This window comes from Mesorhizobium atlanticum, from assembly GCF_003289965.1.
Classification (GTDB): Bacteria; Pseudomonadota; Alphaproteobacteria; order Rhizobiales; family Rhizobiaceae; genus Mesorhizobium; species Mesorhizobium atlanticum.
In genome coordinates, this window is sequence record NZ_QMBQ01000008.1 from 82,796 (window position 1) to 102,546 (window position 19,751).

The window sequence follows — 19,751 nt, forward strand, 5'->3', positions numbered from 1 at the left end:
GGGGTCAGGCGGTGCGGTGCCGGTGATGAACGATGCGCGCGCGCAGCACGCCGCGCGTGCCGAACAGGATCGAGCAGAAATAGACGACGCCGGCCGAAAGGATGATCGCCGGGCCGGATGGCAGCGAGGCGTGGTAGGACAAAAGCAGTCCTGCAATGCACGAGGCAAAGCCGATCAGCACGGCGAGCACGCACATCGGTTCCACGCGCACAGTCCAGAAGCGAGCGGCGGCGGCAGGCAGCATCATCAGCCCGACCGAGAGCAGCGTGCCCAGGGCCTGGAAGCCGCCGACGAGGTTGAGCACGACGAGGCCCAGGAAGATGAAATGTACCGGGCTGCCCATGCGGCTCACCGAGCGCAGGAACAGCGGATCGAGGCATTCGGCGACCAGCGCGCGCCAGAAGATGGCGAGGCAGGCAAGCGTCACCGCCACGATGCCGCCGATCAGGATCAGCGCCTCATTGTTGAGCGCGAGCACCGTACCGAACAGCACATGCATGAGGTCGACGCTGGAGCCGCGGATCGACACCATCAGCACGCCGACGGCCAGCGAGATCAGATAGAAGGCCGCCATCGAGGCGTCTTCGCGCTGGATGGTGAAGCGCGAGACGGCGCCCGCACCAAGCGCGACGATGATGCCGGCGATCAGCCCGCCGACCGTCATCGGCAGGATCTCGAGCCCATAGAGCAGGAAGCCGGCGGCGGCCCCCGGCAGGATGGCATGCGCCATGGCGTCGCCCGACAGGCTCATGCGCCTGAGCATCAGGAAGACGCCGATCGGGCAGGCGCCGAGCGACAGCATCAGCGAGCCGAACAAAGCCCGCTGCATGAAGGCGAAATCGGCAAAGGGCGCGACGAGCAGGCCGTAGAGGAATTCCATCACGCCGCCCTCGGTCCGGAGCCGTGCCGGTGGTCATGCCCATGATCGTGATGGTCGTGATCATGGTCATGAGTATGATCATGCTCACTCGGCTCGCACCACGGCGCGTTCTCCTCCCACGCCTCATGGAAGCGCCTTGCCTTGAGCAGATTTTCGGGCCGCAGCGTCTCCCGGGTCTCGCCCCAAGCGACCGGCTGGCGAGCGAGCAGCAGCGTCTCGGGGAAATTCTGCCGCACCAGATCGAGGTCGTGCACGACGACCATGATCGTGCGCTCTTCGCCATGCCACCGCTTTATCAACTGGATGAGGTCGCCGACGGTCTTGGCGTCGACCGCATTGAAGGGCTCGTCGAGCAGGATGAGGTCGGCATCCTGCAGCAGCACGCGCGCAAACAGCGTGCGCTGCAACTGGCCGCCGGACAGCGTATCGATCGGACGCTTCTCGAAGCCGCCGAGACCAACCGCCATCAGCGCCTTGCTGACGGATTCGCGGTCTTCTTTAGTGTAGCGCCCGAGCATGCCGCGCTTCGGCCACAGCCCGAGCGATACCAGGTCGACAACGCGCGCGGGAAAGGAGCGGTCGAGTTCCGACTGCTGCGGCAGATAGGCTGTGCGGACGCCCGGCATACGGACCACCGCGCCTTCCATCGGCTTAAGCACGCCGACGATGCCCTTCATCAGCGTCGACTTGCCCGAACCGTTGGCGCCGACCACCGCGGTCAGTGAGCCTTTGCGGACAATGCCGTTGAGATGATGGATCGCCGGATGGCTGCCATAGCCGAGCGTCAGGTCGCGGAAGGTCAGGCAGGCATTGGTCATCAGGCGTCGGTCCGCGAAATCGAGTGTGTTGTCGATATGTGATGTTATTACATTAGTCAACACGCCGCCCGGGCGGAATTGTGTCGTGACCGGTCAACTCGCCGTGTAGGCGGAAGGGCAGGCACCGGACAATTGGCTCAATTGGTTTCGCCTCCGCCGGCCTTGCCCGAAGCCGGCATGGACTCTAAACAGGCGCGACTCTGAAAAGGAAGGAACCTTGCAAATGAGCATTCGTCGCATCGATGTCGGCCCGCGCATGAGCCAGATCGTCATTCACGGCAACACCGTCTATCTGGCCGGCCAGGTTGGCCAGCCCGGCGGTAACGTCGCGTCCCAGACGCGCGACATCCTGAAGACCATCGACGAATTGCTGGCCAAGGCCGGCACCGACAAGACCAAGATCGTGCAGGCGATCATCTGGTTGGCCGACATGGGCACCTTCGCCGAGATGAACTCGGAATGGGACAAATGGGTGCCGCAGGGCCACACCCCGGCCCGCGCCACCGGCGAAGCCAAGCTGGCCACGCCGGACTATCTGGTCGAGATCATCGTGACGGCGGCCATCTGAGCCGTCACTCCCCCTCATCCTGCCGCTTCGCGGCCACCTTCTCCCCGGTGGGGAGAAGAGATTTGCGCCGGCGCTGACCGACTCCTCTCCCCTTGGGGAGAGGTCAGCCGAGCGAAGCGGAGGCTGGTGAGGGGGAGTCACCCCTGCGACGGGGTAAACCTTGCCACCAGCGTGTGGCTCTCGGCCGGATAGATAAACCGCACATGCGTCACCGGGTGCTCGGCGCTCCAGGTGCGGCGCTCGACCACCAGGCAGGGCGCGCTCGCCTCGATGTCGAGCGCATCGGCGATCGCGTCGTCAGCGGCCATGGCGCGAATGCGGTGCTCGGCTTCGCTCCACGGCACGCGGCCGATAAGCCAGGGGCCGGGCGCGATGTCGAGAAATTCCTCCTCACCGGCCTCGGCCACCGCTGAAAGATTGATCAGCCGTTTCTCCAGCGCGAACGGCCGTTCGCCGGCAAAATGCAGGCTCTCCAGCGCAAGCACCTGACCCGGCGCGGAAAGCCCGAGCAGCGCGCGGTCCTCGGCGCTGCTGCGCCGCTTGACGCGCCCTAGCCGCTCATAGCGATAGGGCAGGCCGAGCGCTTCGACTTCGATCCTGATGTCGTGCAGTTCGAGCACCGCCGCCTGCGACTGCGGCTGGCGCACGAAACTGCCGGAACGGCGGCGCCGTTCGATCAGCCCGGCCTTGGCAAGCTGCGACAGCGCCTTGTTCACCGTCATGCGCGAGCAATTGTATTGAGCCGTCAACTCGTGCTCGAAGGGAATGCGATGTCCGGGCGCCCAGGCGCCTGACAGGATCTTCTCGCGGATGTCGGACAGGATGCGCTGGTGCAGCGAGAGGCTCTCGCCGCCCTCGATATCATCTGTCTCGACCAAGCTCATTGAACGGTTCAGCCCTGCGACAGGGCGGTCATGACTTTGCGGAACCGCGCGGCGACCGCCTCGCGCTTCGCATGCCTGCCGCCGCTGACCTGTTTTTTGCCATGGACCCAGACGCAATCAACCTTGCTGCCATTGGCAAAGATCCAGGCGTCGAGGATCGCATCGCCCGTCTTGCCGGCCAGCGATGGTTGGTTCTGGTCGAGGGAGACGAGATCGGCAGGGCCGCCGGCGGCAATCCGCGACGGGCCACCGCCGAGCGCCTGGCTGCCGCCGCCGAGCGAAGCATCGAACAGGGCACGCCCGTTGGAACCGCCGGGACGGGCCAGCACGTTGCGGGCGCGGTGGGCGAGGCGCTGCGAATATTCGAGCTGCCTGAGCTCGTCCGGCAGGCCTATCAGCACGTTGGAATCGGAGCCGACGCCGAAACGGCCGCCATGCTCGATAAACAGCGGGGCGGCGAAAGTGCCGTCACCGAGATTGGCCTCGGTGATCGGGCAGAGCCCAGCGATGGCGCCGGCCTTGGCCATGGCAATTGTCTCGGCTTCGGTCATATGCGTGGCGTGGATCAGGCACCAGCGATCGTCCACCTTGGCGTTGGCGAGCAGGAACTCGACCGGACGCTTACCCGACCAGGCGATGCAGTCCTCGACCTCCTTCACCTGCTCGGCGACATGGATGTGGATCGGGCCGTTCGGCGCCATAGCGGCAACGGCGTTGATCTCGTCCGGCGTTGCGGCGCGCAGACTGTGCGGCGCGACACCGACAACGGCCTGCTCAAGCGGACGAACAGCCTCGCGGGCTTTCTCAAGCAGACGTCCGAAGCGTTCGACATCATTGATGAATCGCCGCTGACCTTCGTTGGGCGCCGCGCCGCCGAAGGCGGAATGGGCGTAAAAGACAGGCAGCAGCGTTAGGCCGATGCCGGTGTCGGCGGCCGCGGCGGCAATCCGTTCCGCCATCTCCGCGATGTTGGCGTAAGGCTTTCCGTCGCGATCATGGTGGAGGTAGTGAAACTCGCCAACCCGCGAAAAACCGGCCTCCAGCATCTCGACATAAAGCTGCGCCGCCACCGCCTCTACCTGGTCCGGGGTCATCGACAAAGCGAAGCGGTACATCACCTCGCGCCAGCTCCAGAAACTGTCGGCAGAAGGGCCGCGCAATTCGGCAAGGCCCGCCATGCCGCGCTGGAAGGCGTGGCTGTGCAGGTTGGGCATGCCGGGCACGACGATGGCATGGCGCTCGTCGCCCGCCCGCGCGGAAGCGCCGGCCTCAACCTCGGAGATGCGGCCGCCATCGAAAGCGATCCTCACATTGCCTTGCCAACCGCCGGGCAGCAGCGCCTGTTCCGCAAAGATCGCCGTCACGTTCCTCTCCGAATCTGAATGTCCCAGCGACATTACCACTTGCGTCGCGTTTCAATATGTATATACATAATCGCCATCCAAGCAAACGGAAAAGATGATGGGTGGAGCAAACGGGAAGAGCGGCCATCGGGTCTGGCGCAATGCGCGCCTGGCGACCATGGCCGATGGCGCGGCCGGTCTCGGCGCCGTCGAGAAGGGCGCGGTCGTCGCGCGCGACGGGCTCATTGTTTATGCCGGTCCCGAGGCAGATATGCCGACCGCGGCTGGGCAGGGCGCCGAAATCGTCGATTGCCAGGGCCGCTGGATCACGCCCGGCCTGATCGATTGCCACACCCATCTCGTCTATGCGGGAAACCGCGCCAACGAGTTCGAGATGCGTCTGGCGGGCGCCACTTATGAAGAAGTGGCGCGCGCTGGCGGTGGCATCGTCTCCTCGGTCAAGTCGCTGCGCGCCGCCAGCGAGGACGAGCTTGTAGCTGAGACGCTGCCGCGCCTCGACGCGCTGCTCGCCGAAGGTGTCACCACCGTCGAGGTGAAGTCCGGCTACGGCCTCGATGCCGACAACGAGAAAAAATCGCTTCGCGCCGCCCGCCGCCTGACTGACGAGCGCCCCGTCACGGTTCGTACGACTTGCCTTGCGGCGCATGCGCTGCCGCCGGAAGCCAAGGGCGACAAGGACGCCTTTATCGATCTCGTCGCCGATACCATCCTGCCGCAGGTCGCCGCCGAAAAGCTCGCCGACGCCGTCGACGGTTTTTGCGAGGGCATTGCCTTTTCGCCGGAGCAGATGGCGCGCGTCTTCGACAAGGCCAAGGCGCTCGGCCTGCCGGTGAAACTCCACGCCGACCAGCTTTCCAATCTGCATGGCGCAGCCCTTGCCGCCCGCTATGGCGCGCTGTCGGCCGACCATCTTGAATATACGGACGAGGAGGGCGCAGCGGCGATGGCCAAGGCCGGCACCGTGGCGACAATCCTGCCCGGCGCTTACTACTTCATCCGCGAGACGAAGAAGCCGCCGGTCGATCTGTTCCGCCGGCACGGCGTGAAAATGGCGGTCGCCACCGACAGCAATCCCGGCACCTCGCCGCTCACCTCGCTGCTGCTCACCATGAACATGGCCGCGACGCTCTTCGGCATGACCGTCGACGAATGCCTCGCCGGCGTCACCCGCGAAGCCGCGCGTGCGCTGGGGCTCCTCGACAAGACCGGTACTTTGGAAGCCGGTAAATCGGCCGACCTTGCGATCTGGGACATCGCGCGCCCGGCCGAACTCGTCTACCGCATGGGCTTCAACCCGCTCCATGCCCGCATCTGGAGAGGACAATGACCGAACTGACCCTGACGCCCGGCAGCGCGACGCTCGCCGACTGGCGCGCCATCTATCGCGGCGCCGTGCCGAAGCTCGACGCGGCCTGCCGGCCGAAGATCAAGGCCAGCGCCGAAGCGGTTGCCCGCATCCTCGCCAAAGGCGAGCCGGTTTATGGCATCAACACCGGCTTCGGTAAGCTCGCGAGTGTCCGCATTCCAGAAAGCGACCTCGAAACGCTGCAGCGCAACATCGTGCTGTCGCATGCCGCCGGCGTCGGCGAGCCGATGCCGGTCGCGGTGGTGCGGCTGATGATGGCGTTGAAGCTCGCCAGCCTTGCCCAGGGCGCTTCCGGCGTGCGCGCCGAGACCATCGACCTGCTTCAAGGAATGCTCGCCAACGACGTCATTCCGGTTGTGCCGGCGCAAGGCTCGGTCGGCGCCTCCGGCGACCTCGCGCCACTCTCGCATATGACGGCCGTCATGATCGGCGTCGGCGAATGTTTTACCCCGCATGGCCGCTTCCCGGCCAAGGTAGCCTTTGTCTCGCATGGGCTGGAGCCGGTGACGCTCGGCGCCAAGGAAGGCCTGGCGCTGCTCAACGGCACGCAGTTCTCGACGGCTTTCGCGCTGGCCGGCCTGTTCGAGGCCGAGACGCTCTACCAGTCGGCACTGGTCGCCGGTGCGCTGTCGACCGACGCCGCCAAAGGCTCCGACGCGCCTTTCGACCCGCGCATCCATCTTTTGCGGAAGCATCGCGGTCAGATCGAGACGGCCGATGCACTGCGCAATTTGATGGCCGGTAGCGCCATCCGTGAATCGCACCGCGTCGGCGACGAGCGCGTGCAGGATCCGTATTGCCTGCGCTGCCAGCCGCAGGTGATGGGCGCCGCGCTCGACGTGCTGCGCAAGGCCGCCGACACGCTCGAGACCGAAGCCAATGGCGTTACCGACAATCCGCTGATCTTCGCCGAGGACGACACTGCGCTCTCCGGCGGCAATTTCCACGCCGAGCCGGTGGCCTTCGCCGCCGACATGATCGCGCTCGCCGTCTGCGAGATTGGCTCGCTCTCGGAGCGTCGCATCGCCATGCTGGTCGATCCGGCGCTCTCCGGCATGCCGGCCTTCCTGACGCCGAAGCCCGGCCTGAATTCCGGCTTCATGATCCCGCAGGTGACGGCGGCTGCGCTGGTTTCGGAGAACAAGCAGAAGGCCTATCCGGCAAGCGTCGATTCCATTCCGACCTCGGCCAACCAGGAAGACCATGTCTCGATGGCCGCGCACGGCGCGCGCCGGCTGCTCGGCATGATCGAGAATGCGACCGCCGTCATCGGCATCGAACTCTTGGCGGCCGCGCAGGGCTGCGATTTCCACGCGCCGCTGGCTTCGAGCGAGGCGCTGGAAGCGGTGCGCAAGCTGGTCCGCGCCGAGGTGCCGTATCTCGACAATGACCGCCATTTCCATCCCGACATGGAAAAGGCGATCGCCCTTGTGCGCAGCGGCGCCGCGGTGAATGCCGCGAGCGCCGTGACGCTGCCTTCGATCGCGGGAGCGGCGTGATGGCAATGCCATCCTGGCTCACCGTCACCCAGGGCACCGCGCCGCTGCTGGTCTCGATCCCGCACACGGGCGTCGACCTTGCGGGTCTCGACAGCCGCCTGGTCTCGGTGTGGCTTGGCCGGCGCGACTGCGACTGGTGGATCGACAAGCTCTATGATTTCGCCGCGGATCTCGGCGCGACCGTCGTGCACACCGCCATCTCGCGCACGGTCATCGACGTCAACCGCGATCCGTCCGGCGTTTCACTCTATCCGGGCCAGGCGACGACGACGCTCTGCCCGACGGACACGTTCGACGGCGATCCGCTCTATAATATGGGCGACGAACCAACCCCGTCCGAGATCGACCAGCGCCGCGAGACCTATTTCGTGCCGTATCATGCCGCCTTGCGGGCCGAGATCGACCGGCTGCGCGGCATGCATGAGAACATCGTGCTCTACGACTGCCATTCGATCCGCTCGGTCCTGCCGCGCCTTTTCGAAGGCACGCTGCCGGTCTTCAACCTCGGTACCAATGACGGCAGGAGCACTGATCCGTCGCTGCAGCAAAAGATTGCCGAGATTCTCGCCGCGACCGGCGAGAGCTGGGTGGTCAACGGCCGCTTCAAGGGCGGCTGGATCACCAGAAGCTTCGGCCAGCCGCAAAACGGCGTGCATGCGCTGCAGATGGAGCTCTCCAACCGCGGCTACATGCGCGAGCCGGCCGCGAAGGGCTCGCCTGAGAACTGGCCGGTGCCTTACGACGCGACCTACGCCGCGCCGATCCGCGCCACGCTGAAAACCATCCTCGAAACCGCCATTGAATGGGCCGGGCGCTGACGCGCCGCCTTACTCGAAAGGGACAATGATGAACGATCCGCGCCACAACATCCGCGAAGTGCGTGCACCCCGCGGCGACAAGCTCAACGCCCGCTATTGGACGACCGAGGCGCCGCTGCGCATGCTGATGAACAATCTCGACCCCGAGGTCGCCGAGAACCCCAACGAACTGGTCGTCTATGGCGGCATCGGCAGGGCGGCGCGCACCTGGAACGACTTCGACCGTATCGTCGCTTCGCTGAAGACGCTGGGCGAGGACGAGACGCTGCTGGTGCAGTCCGGCAAGCCGGTCGGCGTTTTCAAGACCCACGCCAATGCCCCGCGCGTGCTCATCGCCAATTCCAACATCGTGCCGCACTGGGCGACCTGGGAGAAGTTCAACGAGCTCGATAGGAAGGGCCTGATGATGTACGGCCAGATGACGGCCGGCTCCTGGATCTATATCGGCACGCAGGGCATCGTGCAGGGCACCTACGAGACCTTCGTCGAGGCCGGCCGCCAGCATTACAACGGCGACCTCAAGGGCAAGTGGATCCTGACCGGCGGTCTCGGCGGCATGGGCGGCGCTCAGCCTCTGGCCGCCGTCATGGCCGGCGCTTCCTGCCTTGCCATCGAATGCAATCCGGATTCGATCGATTTCCGCCTGCGCACCCGCTATCTCGACGAGAAGGCCGAGACGCTCGACGAAGCGATGGAAATGATCGATCGCTGGACCAAGGCCGGCGAGGCGAAGTCTGTAGGCCTGCTCGGCAACGCGGCCGAGATCGTGCCGGAAATGTTCAGGCGCGGCATCCGCCCCGATATCCTCACCGACCAGACCTCGGCGCATGACCCGATCAACGGCTACTTGCCCAAGGGCTGGACCATGGCCGAGTGGCGTGAGAAGCGCGTTAGCGACCCGAAGGCTGTCGAGAAGGCGGCGCGCGCGTCGATGCGTGAGCATGTCGAAGCGATGGTGGCGTTCTGGAACGCCGGCGTGCCGACGCTCGACTACGGCAACAACATCCGCCAGGTCGCCAAGGACGAAGGTTTCGAGAACGCCTTCGCTTTCCCGGGCTTCGTGCCGGCCTACATCCGGCCGCTGTTCTGCCGCGGTATCGGTCCGTTCCGCTGGGCAGCGCTGTCGGGCGATCCGGAGGACATTTACAAGACCGACGCCAAGGTCCGTGAGCTCACCCCCGGCAACACGCATCTGCACAACTGGCTGGACATGGCGCGCGAGCGCATCTCGTTCCAGGGCCTGCCGGCGCGCATCTGCTGGGTTGGCCTCGGCGACCGCCACCGCCTCGGCCTCGCCTTCAACGAAATGGTGGCCAAGGGCGAGCTCAAGGCGCCGGTGGTCATCGGTCGCGACCACCTCGATTCCGGCTCGGTCGCCTCGCCGAATCGCGAGACCGAAGCGATGAAGGACGGCTCCGACGCCGTTTCCGACTGGCCGCTCCTCAACGCGCTGCTCAACACCGCGTCCGGCGCCACCTGGGTGTCGCTGCATCATGGCGGCGGCGTCGGCATGGGCTTCTCGCAGCATTCGGGCATGGTGATCGTCGCCGACGGCACGGCCGAGGCGGCCAAGCGCTTGGAGCGTGTGCTGTGGAACGACCCGGCGACCGGCGTCATGCGCCATGCCGATGCCGGCTACGACATCGCCATCCAGTGCGCCAAGGAGCATCAGCTCAACCTGCCGGGCATCCTGGGCTAGAGCATGATGCCGAAAAGTGTGAAACGGTTTTCGGACAACATCATGCTCCGTACCAAGAAGACAGAGCCGGATGATTTCAGGTCGAATCGACTTGAAATCGTCCGGCTCTGAGCCGATGCGCATCCTTCGTGCCGCCGGCTACCGCGTCATGCCGTGGAAGAATGGCGGCGGCACGACCACCGAGATCGCCGTTTCGCCCGATGGCGCCGGGCTCGACGATTTCGACTGGCGCATCTCCATGGCGCGCGTCGAAACCAGCGGACCGTTCTCCAGCTTTGCCGGCATCGACCGGACGCTGTCGGTGCTGGAAGGCGAGGGGATTGTCCTCGACATTGCCGGTCAGCCGCCGGCGCGGCTGACCACAGCGTCAGTGCCGCTCACCTTTGCAGGCGACGTGCCGACCAGCGCGGCGCTGATCGGCGGTCCGATCACCGATCTCAACGTCATGATCCGGCGCGGCCGGATGACCCATGGCGTGGAGCGCCGGCCGCTCTCCGGCGAGATTCGCATTATGCCGCGTGCCGAGACGACGCTGGTTCTGGCAGTCAACGCAGGTTTCACGCTTCTCACGGACGACAGGCCTAGCCTCGGACCGCTCGATACTCTGATCCTCGATCGCGGCAGCCCGGAATTGCGGCTCCAGTCCCTGGGGCAGGGGCTGCTTTTCGTGATCGCGCTCGATCGCCTTGCCGCCAACCATTAACGGCTGTTGCCAAACATGATCGCGGCGCGGGCGAATTATCGCCCGGCCCCTTGCAAGTATCACGAAAAAGCCTGATTCCTTGCCCTGATCCAACCGGGGGCGAAGAGCGAGGGGCGTTCGCCCGCAAGCTGTCGAAAGGGCACGCCCCTGTTGTGGTGCGCAGAACAAACTTTCGGCCGATCAGTCATGCAACCAATTGCAATTGAACCGGTTTTAGGGCCATTGCCGTGGCGGTGACGCCGCATTGCGCCCCCGCTTACGGAATTTTCAATGAACATTCAGACCAATCCCAACAAGATCGAACAGACAAGCGCCGGCTTCCCGACGGTGACGGAAGCGCCGATACGCTCCAATTTCCTGCCTGAGGACCGGCTGCGCGCCTTGGGCGTCGCTTTAGCCAAGGGCGAGGTCAAGGAACTGTTCGGCCTCGCCCCGTTCGAGTTCCAGGCCCGCATCCGCGACAGCGCCAAGAAGATTCTCGAAGTCTACCGCTCGACCAATGCCGCCCAGGCCAAGGGCGAGACCATCACGCCGGCCGCGCAATGGCTGCTCGACAACAACTACCTGGTCGAGGAGACGATCTTCCAGGTCAAGCGCGACCTGCCGCGCCGCTTCTACCGGCAGCTGCCGACGCTCACGCTCGGCGACGGCACGGTGCTGCCGCGCGCCTTCGTCGTCGCCTGGAGCTATGTCGAGCATTCCGACAGCTCGGTCTCGGCCAACATGTTCAAGGCCATTGTCGAGGGCTTCCAGTCGGTCGAGCCGATGAAGATCGGCGAGCTCTGGGCGCTCCCCTCCCTGCTGCGCTTCGTGCTGATCGAGAACCTGCGCCGCATTGCGGTGCGCGTCGATCGCACCAGGCAGATGCGACACATCGCCAACGAGGTTGCCGACCGGGTTCTCGCGACCGACGACAATGCCGACCGCACCAGGATCCTGTCGCACTACAGCGCGCATGCGCAGGACACCACTTTCGCCACCCAGTTGCTCTACCGCCTGCGCGACGGGTCGCAGAATGCCGGCCGCGCGCTGGAATGGCTGGAGGGAGAGCTGGAAAAGACCGGCTCCGATGCCGAGGAGATTATCATCTCCGAGCATCAGACGCTGTCCAGCGGCAACGTCACCACCGGCAACATCATCCGCGGCCTGCGCCTCATCAACGACGTCGACTGGACGGTCTGGTTCGAAGGCGTCAGCCGAATCGACACGCTGCTGCGTGAAAAGACCGATTTCGCCAACCTCGATTTCTTCTCGCGCGACCAGTACCGCACCGCGATCGAGCAGCTGTCGCGCCGCTCGGAGCTCTCCGAATACCGCGTCGCCGAAAAGGCGATCGAGCTTGCCGGTCACACGCCCGGCGTCACCGATGCGTCCGGCGTGCCGGAGACGGCGGACCCGGACGTGCACACCGATGTCGGCTTCTTCCTGGTCGGCCCGCGCCGGCAGGAACTGGAAAGGGCGATCGGCTACCGGCCGCCTTTCTATGTGACCTTCAAGCGGGCCTTTGCCAGCGCCGGCTGGTTGGGCATCGTGGTGCCGGTCTTCCTGCTGACGGCGCTGCTGCTGGTGCTGTCGGGGAGGGCGCTGGCCAATCTCGGCCTGTCGGTGGAATCGATCACGCTGATGCTGGCGCTGTTCGCCGTGCCGGCCAGCGAAGGCGCGCTGGCCTTCTTCAACACCGTCGTGGCGCTGTTCCTCAAACCCACCCGCCTCGTCGGTTACGATTACAACAAGCACGGCATCCCGGCCGAGGCGCGCACGCTGGTCGTGGTGCCTTCGCTGATCGGCTCGCGCGACGATGTCGAGGAAAACATCCGCAACATCGAGGTGCACCACCTCGCCAACACGGCCGAAGAGATCCATTTCGCCCTGCTGTCCGACTGGCCGGATTCCAAGACCGAGATCGACGCCGCCGATATCGAGATCCTGCAATATGCCCGCGACGAGATCGCCAGGCTCAATGCCCGCTATCCGTCGGAAGGCTCGCCGCGCTTCTATCTCCTGCACCGGCGCCGGCTCTACAATCAGGCGCAGGGCTGCTGGATGGGCTGGGAGCGCAAGCGCGGCAAGCTGCACGAGCTGAACCTTCTCCTGCGCGGCGACAGCGACACCACCTTCCTGCCGCTCGACGTGCCGCTGCCGGAAAAGGTCGTCTATGTGATGACGCTCGACGCCGACACGCGCACCACGCGCGACGCGGTTTCGAGCCTTGTCGGCAAGCTCGCGCATCCGCTCAACCGTCCGCATTTCGATCCGGTCAAGCGCGTCGTCAGCGCCGGCTACACCATCCTGCAGCCGCGCATCACGGCCTCGCTCACCAGTGGCGACGACGCCTCCTTCTTCCAGCGCGTCTTCTCGGCCAATCGCGGTCTCGACCCCTATGTGTTTGCCGTCTCCGACGTCTACCAGGACGTCTTCGGCGACGGGTCGTTCACCGGCAAGGGCCTCTACCATGTCGACGCCTTCGAGGCGGCGCTGAAGAACCGCATCGACGAGAACACCATCCTCAGCCACGACCTGCTCGAAGGCGCGCTCGCGCGCGCCGCTTTGGTCACCGACGTCGAGCTGGTCGAGGATTATCCGACCCGCTACTCGGTCGACGCCTCACGCCATCACCGCTGGGCGCGCGGCGACTGGCAGCTGCTCGGCTATATCTTCGATCCGCGTTCCGGCGTGCCGGCGCTGTCGCGCTGGAAGATGGTCGACAATCTGCGCCGCTCGCTCACCCCGATCTTCTGGGTCATGGCCTGCGTCGCCGGCTGGACGCTGCTGCCCTTCACCCAGGCCGCGCAGTGGCAGGCGCTGCTGATCCTCAGCCTGTTCATGGCGCCGACCTTCGACATTGTGAACGGCATCCTGCCCAAGAGCGGCGACCAGACGCCGCGCGGCCATTTCTCCGCGCTTGCGCGCGACACCGTGTTCGGCACGGCGCTGGTGGCGCTCAAGGTGCTCTTGATGGCGCATCTCGCCTGGATGATGGGCGATGCCATCATCCGCACCATCTACCGCCTGTTCGTCAGCCGGCAGAACCTGCTTGAGTGGCGCACCGCCTCGCAGGCGGCCAAGGGCGGCAACGATCTCGGCGCATATTACGGCATGATGTATGGCGCGGTGATCATCGGCGTGGTGGGCCTCGCCATTCCGGTGCTGGCCGATTCCACCGGCGCCTTCGTCGCCTTCTTCTTCGCCATCTTCTGGATCGCCTCGCCCGCCGTCGCCTGCTGGATCAGCCGCTCGGCCGAGACCGAGGACAGGCTGCGCATCTCGAGCGCCGATGTCCATGCGCTGCGTACTTACGCGCGCCGCACCTGGCACTATTTCGAAACCTTCGTCACGCCCGAGCAGCATCATTTGCCGCCGGATAATTTCCAGGAAAGCCCGGCGCCGGTGGTGGCGCCGCGCACCTCGCCGACCAATATCGGCGTCTATCTGCTCTCGGTGGTTTCGGCGCGCGATTTCGGCTGGATCAGCCTGTCGGACGCCATTACCCGCATCGACGCCACGATGACGACGATCGAGAACATGCCGCGCGACCGCGGCCATCTCTACAACTGGTACGACACGACGACGCTGAAGCCGCTCTATCCGCTCTACATCTCCGCGGTCGACAGCGGCAATCTCGCTGGACATCTGGTCGCGGTTGCGGCCTCCTGCGCCGAATGGGCCGAGGCGCCGTCCGTGCATCTGCAGGGCGATTTCGAAGGCATCATCGACACCGTCACCATCCTCGACGAAAGCCTGGACGAGCTGCCGGACGACCGGCGGCAGCTGCGGCCGCTGCGTCAGCGCCTGGCCGACCGTCTCGACGGCATGCGCCGCGCGGTTGCGACCATCAAGGCGCAGCCGGAGATGGCCTCGATCCGCACCATCAACCTTGCCGTGCTCGCCGGCGAGATCCGCAAGCTCGCCACCGCCATTCACACCGAGGCGGCCTCGCCGAAGAGCGATGTCATCGCCGACTGGGCGGAACGGCTGGAGGCGACCTGCGAGGCGCATGTGCACGATTCGCACAATGACGAGAGCGCCGTCGCCGCTCTGCGCGCCAAGCTGCTCGCTCTGCGCGAGCGCTGCCGCCGCTATGCCTTCGAGATGGATTTCTCCTTCCTGATGCGGCAGGAGCGCAAGCTGCTGTCGATCGGCTACCGGGTCGAGGACCGCCAGCTCGACGAGAGCTGCTACGACCTTCTCGCCTCCGAGGCGCGGCTCACCAGCCTGTTCGCCATCGCCAAGGGCGACCTGCCGACCGAGCATTGGTTCCGCTTGGGACGCCCGATCGTCGAGATCGGTTTCCAGGGCGCGCTGATGTCCTGGTCGGGCTCGATGTTCGAGTATCTGATGCCGCCGCTGGTGATGAAGGAGCCGCAGGGCTCGATCCTCAACCAGACCAGCAAGCTCATCATCAAGCGCCAGATCCAGTATGCGCGTTCCAAGAACGTGCCCTGGGGCATATCGGAAGCGGCCTACAACGCCCGCGACCGCGAGCTCACCTACCAGTACACCAATTTCGGCGTGCCCGGCCTCGGCCTCAAGCGCGGCCTTGGCCAGAACACCGTGATCGCGCCTTATGCGACGATCCTGGCGGCGCAGTTCAGCCCGCGCGAGGCCGTGCAGAACCTGCGGCGGTTGCGCTCGATCGGCGCGCTTGGCCGCCATGGCTTCTACGACGCGGTCGATTTCACGCCGCAGCGCGTGCCCGAAGGCACCGACCATGCCGTGGTGCAGAACTACATGGCGCACCATTCCGGCATGTCGATTGCAGCTGTCGCCGACGCCATCTTCGAGGGCCGGCTGCGCGAGCGTTTCCATAGCGACCCGGTGATCGAGTCGGCCGAGCTTCTGTTGCAGGAGAAGGCGCCGCGCGACATTCCGACCGCGACCGTCAGGACGGAAGCCGACGAACGTTCCAAGGACGAGACCGAGACGGAGAGCCCGGACAGCCGGGTCATCCTCGATCCCATCAAGGCGCTGCGGGCGACCAACGTCATGTCCAACGGCCGCTATTCGGTCATGGTCACCGCGACCGGCTCCGGCTACAGCCGCTTCGGCGAGCTTGCCGTCACCCGCTGGCAGCCGGATCCGAGCGAGGATCGCCTCGGCTCTTATATCTTCCTGCGCGACACCGCTACGGGCGACTGGTGGTCCGCCACCGCCGAGCCGAAGCGCGCCGAGGGCGAGCGCGTCCAGACGCTGTTTGCCGACGACAAGGCGAGCTTCACCAAATCGGTCGGCTCGCTGCGTTCCGAGGTCGAGTGCATTGTCATTTCCGAAGGCAACGGCGAAGGCCGCCGCATCACCCTCTATAATGACGGCGCCACCGACCGTCATATCGAGGTGACCTCCTTCACCGAGCTGGTGCTGGGCAACGAGGCCTCGGACAACGCGCATCCGGCCTTCTCCAAGATGTTCGTCGAGACCGAGATCGCGCCGAACAACAGCGCGATCTTCGCCACGCGGCGCAGGCGCGACAAGAACGACCCCGACCTCACCATGGTGCATTTCGTCACCGACCCGTCGGGCCCCTCGCGCGATGCCGAGGCCGAAACCGACCGGCGCGCCTTCATTGGCCGCGGCCGCACCATAGCCGATGCCGTCGCCTTCGACCCCGGTGTCAGGCTTTCCGGCAGCCAGGGCTTCACGCTCGACCCCGTGGCGGCGCTGCGCCGCCAGGTGCGCGTGCCGGCCAACAAGAAGATATCGCTGACCTTCTGGACCGCCGTCGGTGCCAATCGCGGCGAGCTCGACGAGGCGATCGCCCGGCTCGACCACCAGGAGAGCTTCGCCCGCCAGGCTATGCTGGCCTGGACGCGCAGCCAGGTGCAGACGCGTCACCTGGGCTTGAGCCTCACCGACGCCGCCAACGTGCAGAAGCTGGCGCGCTACCTGATCTATCCCGATCCGTTCCTGCGCCTGCCGGCGGAATCCATCGCCTCGGGTCTCGGCCGCCAGTCGAGCCTGTGGCCGACCAGCATCTCCGGCGATTTCCCGATCTTCCTCGTGCGCATCGGCGACGTCGCCGATCTCGAGATTGTCGCCCAGGCGCTGCGCTTCCAGGAATATATGCGGGCGCGCGGCATGATGATCGACTTCGTCGTCGTCAACGAACAGGCCTCGTCCTATGTGCAGGACCTGCAGCGCGCGGTGGAAACGCTGTGCGAGAACAGCCGCCTGCGCGGCCGCGAGCTCGGGCCGCGCCAGCACATCTTCGCCGTGCGCCGCGACCTGATGGACGAGCCGACCTACAAGACGCTGCTGTCGGTCGCTCGGGTGGTTCTTCACACCCGCAACGGCACGATCTTCGACCAGCTCGAACGCGCCGAGACGGCGGCGCTGCAGGCCCGCGATGCCTTGCTGCAGGCGGAGGGCGGCTCGCCGCGCGAGCCCAGCCCGCCGCTGCCCTTGCCTGTTCCGGCAAGCCAGGCTGGAACCGACATCGCCGCCGACGGCCGAGGCCTCAGCCTCTGGAACGGCTTTGGCGGCTTCGACGGCGACGGCCGCCACTATGTCACGCGGCTGACCGGACGCCGTGTGACGCCGCAGCCCTGGATCAACGTCATCTCCAACGCGTCCTTCGGCTTCCACGTCTCGGCCGAAGGCGCAGGCTTCACCTGGAGCCGCAACAGCCGCGACTATCAGCTGACGCCATGGTCGAACGACCCGGTGTCGAACCGGCCGGGCGAGGGCTTCTATGTCTTCGACCACGCCAGCGGTAAGGCGTTCTCGCCGATGGCAGCCACGGTTCGCGATCCGTCGATGACCTACGAGACCTGGCACGGCCAGGGCTTCTCGACCTTCCGCTCCAAGCGCGGCCCCTTGTCGATGGACCTGACGCAGGTGGTGGATCCCGTCGATCCGGTGAAGATCAGCCGGCTGCGCATCCAGAATTCCGGATCCGTGCCGGCGCGGCTGCGCGTCTATGCTTATGCCGAATGGGTGCTGGGCGGCCATCGCTCGCGCACCGCGGCGACCATCGTGCCTTCGCGCGATGCGGCGACGGGCGCGCTTCTGGCCCAAAACCCCTATGGCCTCGACTTCGGCGAGCGTGTCGCCTTCCTGGGGGCAAGCCACCCGATCCATTCGGTGACTGCCGACCGCTCCGAATTCATCGGCAGGCACGGCACGACGGAGTATCCGCAGGCCGTGCTCGGCGGGCTGGCGCTCTCCGGTCGCATCGAGGCTGGCGACGACCCTTGCGCTGTTCTTGCCAGCGACATCGACATCCCCGCCGGCGGCGACGTCACGCTGTCCTGGCTGCTTGGCGACGCGGCCACGCCCGCCGAGGCAAGCGCGCTGGTGCAGATCCATCGCGGCAAGGATTTCGACCAGCGCCTCGCCGACAATGAAAAGGCCTGGCGCGGCTTCCTCGACACCATCCAGGTCGAGACGCCGGACGAGGCGATGAACGCCATGGTCAACCACTGGCTGCCCTACCAGAGCCTGGCCTGCCGCATCCGCGCGCGCTCGGCCTTCTACCAGGCCAGCGGCGCCTTCGGCTTCCGTGACCAGTTGCAGGACACGTTGGCGCTTCTGGCGCACGATCCGAAGCTGGCGCGCGACCAGATCCTCAATGCGGCGCGCCGGCAGTTCCCGGAGGGTGACGTGCAGCATTGGTGGCTGCCGCGCACCGACGCCGGGGTGCGCACCATGATCTCGGACGACGTCGTCTGGCTGGCACATGCGACGGCCCGCTACATCGAGGTGACCGGCGACGCCGCGATCCTCAAGGAACAGTTGCCCTTCATCGACGGGCAGCAACTCGGCGAAGGCGAGCATGACGCCTTCTTCACGCCCGAGATCACCAAAAACACCGCTTCGCTTTACGACCATTGCGCGCGGGCGCTCGATCTCGCGATCAAGCGCAGCAGCCCTGCCGGCCTGCCGCTCATCCTCGGCGGCGACTGGAACGACGGCATGAACCGTGTCGGCGAGGGCGGCAAGGGCGAGAGCGTGTGGTTGGGCTGGTTCCTCCTGAAGACCCTCACCGACTTCGCGCCCGTCGCCAAGGGGCAGGGCGACGCCAAGCGGGCGCAGGCATGGACAAAGCATGCGGACGCGCTGAAGCGGGCGCTGGAAAGCACCGCTTGGGACGGCCAGTGGTACCGGCGCGGCAGCTTCGACGACGGCACGCCGCTCGGCTCGCACAGTTCGGATGAGTGCAAGATCGACTCCATCGCCCAGTCCTGGAGCGTGCTGTCGGGCGAGGGCGATCCGGCGCGCTCGACGACGGCCATGGAGCAGGCCACCGAAATGCTGGTCGATGACGAGCTCAAGATCGTCAAGCTGTTCACGCCGCCCTTCTCGAAGAGCGAGAAGGACCCCGGCTACATCAAGAGCTATCCGCCGGGCGTGCGTGAGAATGGCGGCCAGTACACCCATGCCGCCACCTGGTTCGTGATCGCGCTCGCCGAAATGGGACGCACCGACGAGGCCTATCGCTGCTTCTCGATGCTGAACCCGGTCAACCACGCCTCGGACGAGGCGGCGGCCGAACACTACCGCGTCGAGCCCTATGTCGTGGCCGCCGACATCTATTCCGGCGAAGGCAAGGGTGGTCGCGGCGGCTGGACCTGGTACACGGGCTCGGCCGGCTGGCTTTACCGCGCCGCGGTGGAAGGCATCCTCGGCATCGAGCGGCGCGGCAAGGAGATCACGTTTAGGCCGAAGCTGCCCGGACACTGGGACGGCTACGCCGCGACGCTCAAGATGTTCGGCGGTGAAATCAAGCTTCGCGTCATCCGCGACAAAAAGACCAAGTCGATCTCGCTAGAAGTCGATGGTTCGAAGAAAAAATCGGCTTCTTTCGAGCCGAAAGCCGGCGACAAGACAGAGGTCGTCGTCAGGATACCTGCGTAAAATCAAAGGCTTGGCTAGTCGGCCGCGCATCCCTCGGGGTGCGCGGCCGATCGCTGTTTTTTACTTGGCGTCGCTCCTGAGCGCGATCGCGCGCCTTCCTTTAGAGCAGGCTAAGCAAGCGGGTTGTGATTAAAAATGTGGCAGCGGGGGCAAAGTGCCATTATTTTGCCGCAAGGCTGACATTTCACCTTTTATCTCAAACCGTTAGGTGATCACGTCAGATTTCGTACCGTCGTCATCTTTTGTTCGCTAAATGGGAACGGAAGGGATAGACGACGCATTGTTTCGCGACACGTTTACCG

Annotated in this window: 11 protein-coding genes; 7 read left to right on the forward strand and 4 right to left on the reverse strand. The window is 65.6% G+C overall.

Translation table 11 applies throughout. From position 1 onward, the window contains the following. Window positions 1-4: 4 nt before the first annotated feature. Both aztB and aztA read right to left on the reverse strand, forming a co-directional pair. Entirely contained in the window at window positions 5-880 is an 876-nt protein-coding gene (aztB, locus tag DPM35_RS24790) for a zinc ABC transporter permease AztB (protein WP_112129848.1), read from the reverse strand. Further along, window positions 880-1,698: a zinc ABC transporter ATP-binding protein AztA gene (aztA, locus tag DPM35_RS24795; protein WP_112129849.1), complete on the reverse strand. Its 819-nt coding sequence runs from the start codon at window positions 1,696-1,698 to the stop codon at window positions 880-882. The genes aztB and aztA overlap by 1 nt, the downstream gene beginning before the upstream one ends. A gap of 223 nt (window positions 1,699-1,921) precedes the next feature. Between aztA and DPM35_RS24800 the strand changes: the two genes are divergently transcribed. Further along, a complete protein-coding gene (locus DPM35_RS24800; RefSeq protein ID WP_112129850.1) occupies window positions 1,922-2,266 on the forward strand; it encodes a RidA family protein in 345 nt (114 codons plus the stop codon). 137 nt (window positions 2,267-2,403) lie between these two features. Here the strand turns inward: DPM35_RS24800 and hutC are convergent, their stop codons facing one another. Both hutC and DPM35_RS24810 read right to left on the reverse strand, forming a co-directional pair. Continuing rightward, window positions 2,404-3,150: a histidine utilization transcriptional repressor HutC gene (hutC, locus tag DPM35_RS24805; RefSeq protein ID WP_112129851.1), complete on the reverse strand. Its 747-nt coding sequence runs from the start codon at window positions 3,148-3,150 to the stop codon at window positions 2,404-2,406. A gap of 8 nt (window positions 3,151-3,158) precedes the next feature. After that, window positions 3,159-4,514, reverse strand: coding sequence for a formimidoylglutamate deiminase (locus tag DPM35_RS24810; protein ID WP_112130021.1), 1,356 nt, complete (start codon window positions 4,512-4,514; stop codon window positions 3,159-3,161). A gap of 97 nt (window positions 4,515-4,611) precedes the next feature. On the opposite strand from DPM35_RS24810, the gene hutI reads away from it, so the two are divergent. From hutI to DPM35_RS24840, 6 genes are all read left to right on the forward strand, one after another. Continuing rightward, window positions 4,612-5,841: an imidazolonepropionase gene (gene hutI, locus DPM35_RS24815; RefSeq protein WP_181592140.1), complete on the forward strand. Its 1,230-nt coding sequence runs from the start codon at window positions 4,612-4,614 to the stop codon at window positions 5,839-5,841. Further along, complete coding sequence (hutH, locus tag DPM35_RS24820) at window positions 5,838-7,379, forward strand: histidine ammonia-lyase (protein ID WP_112129853.1); 1,542 nt, start codon at window positions 5,838-5,840, stop codon at window positions 7,377-7,379. Before hutI ends, hutH begins: the two co-directional genes overlap by 4 nt. Further along, entirely contained in the window at window positions 7,379-8,197 is an 819-nt protein-coding gene (gene hutG / locus DPM35_RS24825) for an N-formylglutamate deformylase (RefSeq protein WP_112129854.1), read from the forward strand. Before hutH ends, hutG begins: the two co-directional genes overlap by 1 nt. A 25-nt stretch (window positions 8,198-8,222) precedes the next feature. Then, window positions 8,223-9,896 (forward strand): urocanate hydratase, encoded by a 1,674-nt coding sequence (gene hutU, locus DPM35_RS24830; protein ID WP_181592127.1) that lies wholly within the window; start codon window positions 8,223-8,225, stop codon window positions 9,894-9,896. 115 nt (window positions 9,897-10,011) lie between these two features. After that, window positions 10,012-10,599 carry a HutD/Ves family protein gene (locus DPM35_RS24835; RefSeq protein WP_112129856.1) on the forward strand — a complete coding sequence of 196 codons (588 nt, stop codon included), beginning with the start codon at window positions 10,012-10,014 and terminating at the stop codon, window positions 10,597-10,599. Window positions 10,600-10,869: 270 nt separating this feature from the next. Then, complete coding sequence (locus DPM35_RS24840) at window positions 10,870-19,449, forward strand: glycoside hydrolase family 94 protein (RefSeq protein WP_112129857.1); 8,580 nt, start codon at window positions 10,870-10,872, stop codon at window positions 19,447-19,449. Window positions 19,450-19,751: the final 302 nt, after the last annotated feature.

Excerpts from the sequence above, each read along its gene's own strand:
- aztB (WP_112129848.1), bottom strand. The coding sequence starts at position 880 with ATGGAATTCCTCTACGGCCTGCTCGTCGCGCCCTTTGCCGATTTCGCC.
- aztA (WP_112129849.1), bottom strand. The coding sequence starts at position 1,698 with ATGACCAATGCCTGCCTGACCTTCCGCGACCTGACGCTCGGCTATGGC.
- DPM35_RS24800 (WP_112129850.1), top strand. The coding sequence starts at position 1,922 with ATGAGCATTCGTCGCATCGATGTCGGCCCGCGCATGAGCCAGATCGTC.
- hutC (WP_112129851.1), bottom strand. The coding sequence starts at position 3,150 with ATGAGCTTGGTCGAGACAGATGATATCGAGGGCGGCGAGAGCCTCTCG.
- hutI (WP_181592140.1), top strand. The coding sequence starts at position 4,612 with ATGGGTGGAGCAAACGGGAAGAGCGGCCATCGGGTCTGGCGCAATGCG.
- hutH (WP_112129853.1), top strand. The coding sequence starts at position 5,838 with ATGACCGAACTGACCCTGACGCCCGGCAGCGCGACGCTCGCCGACTGG.
- hutG (WP_112129854.1), top strand. The coding sequence starts at position 7,379 with ATGGCAATGCCATCCTGGCTCACCGTCACCCAGGGCACCGCGCCGCTG.
- hutU (WP_181592127.1), top strand. The coding sequence starts at position 8,223 with ATGATGAACGATCCGCGCCACAACATCCGCGAAGTGCGTGCACCCCGC.
- DPM35_RS24835 (WP_112129856.1), top strand. The coding sequence starts at position 10,012 with ATGCGCATCCTTCGTGCCGCCGGCTACCGCGTCATGCCGTGGAAGAAT.
- DPM35_RS24840 (WP_112129857.1), top strand. The coding sequence starts at position 10,870 with ATGAACATTCAGACCAATCCCAACAAGATCGAACAGACAAGCGCCGGC.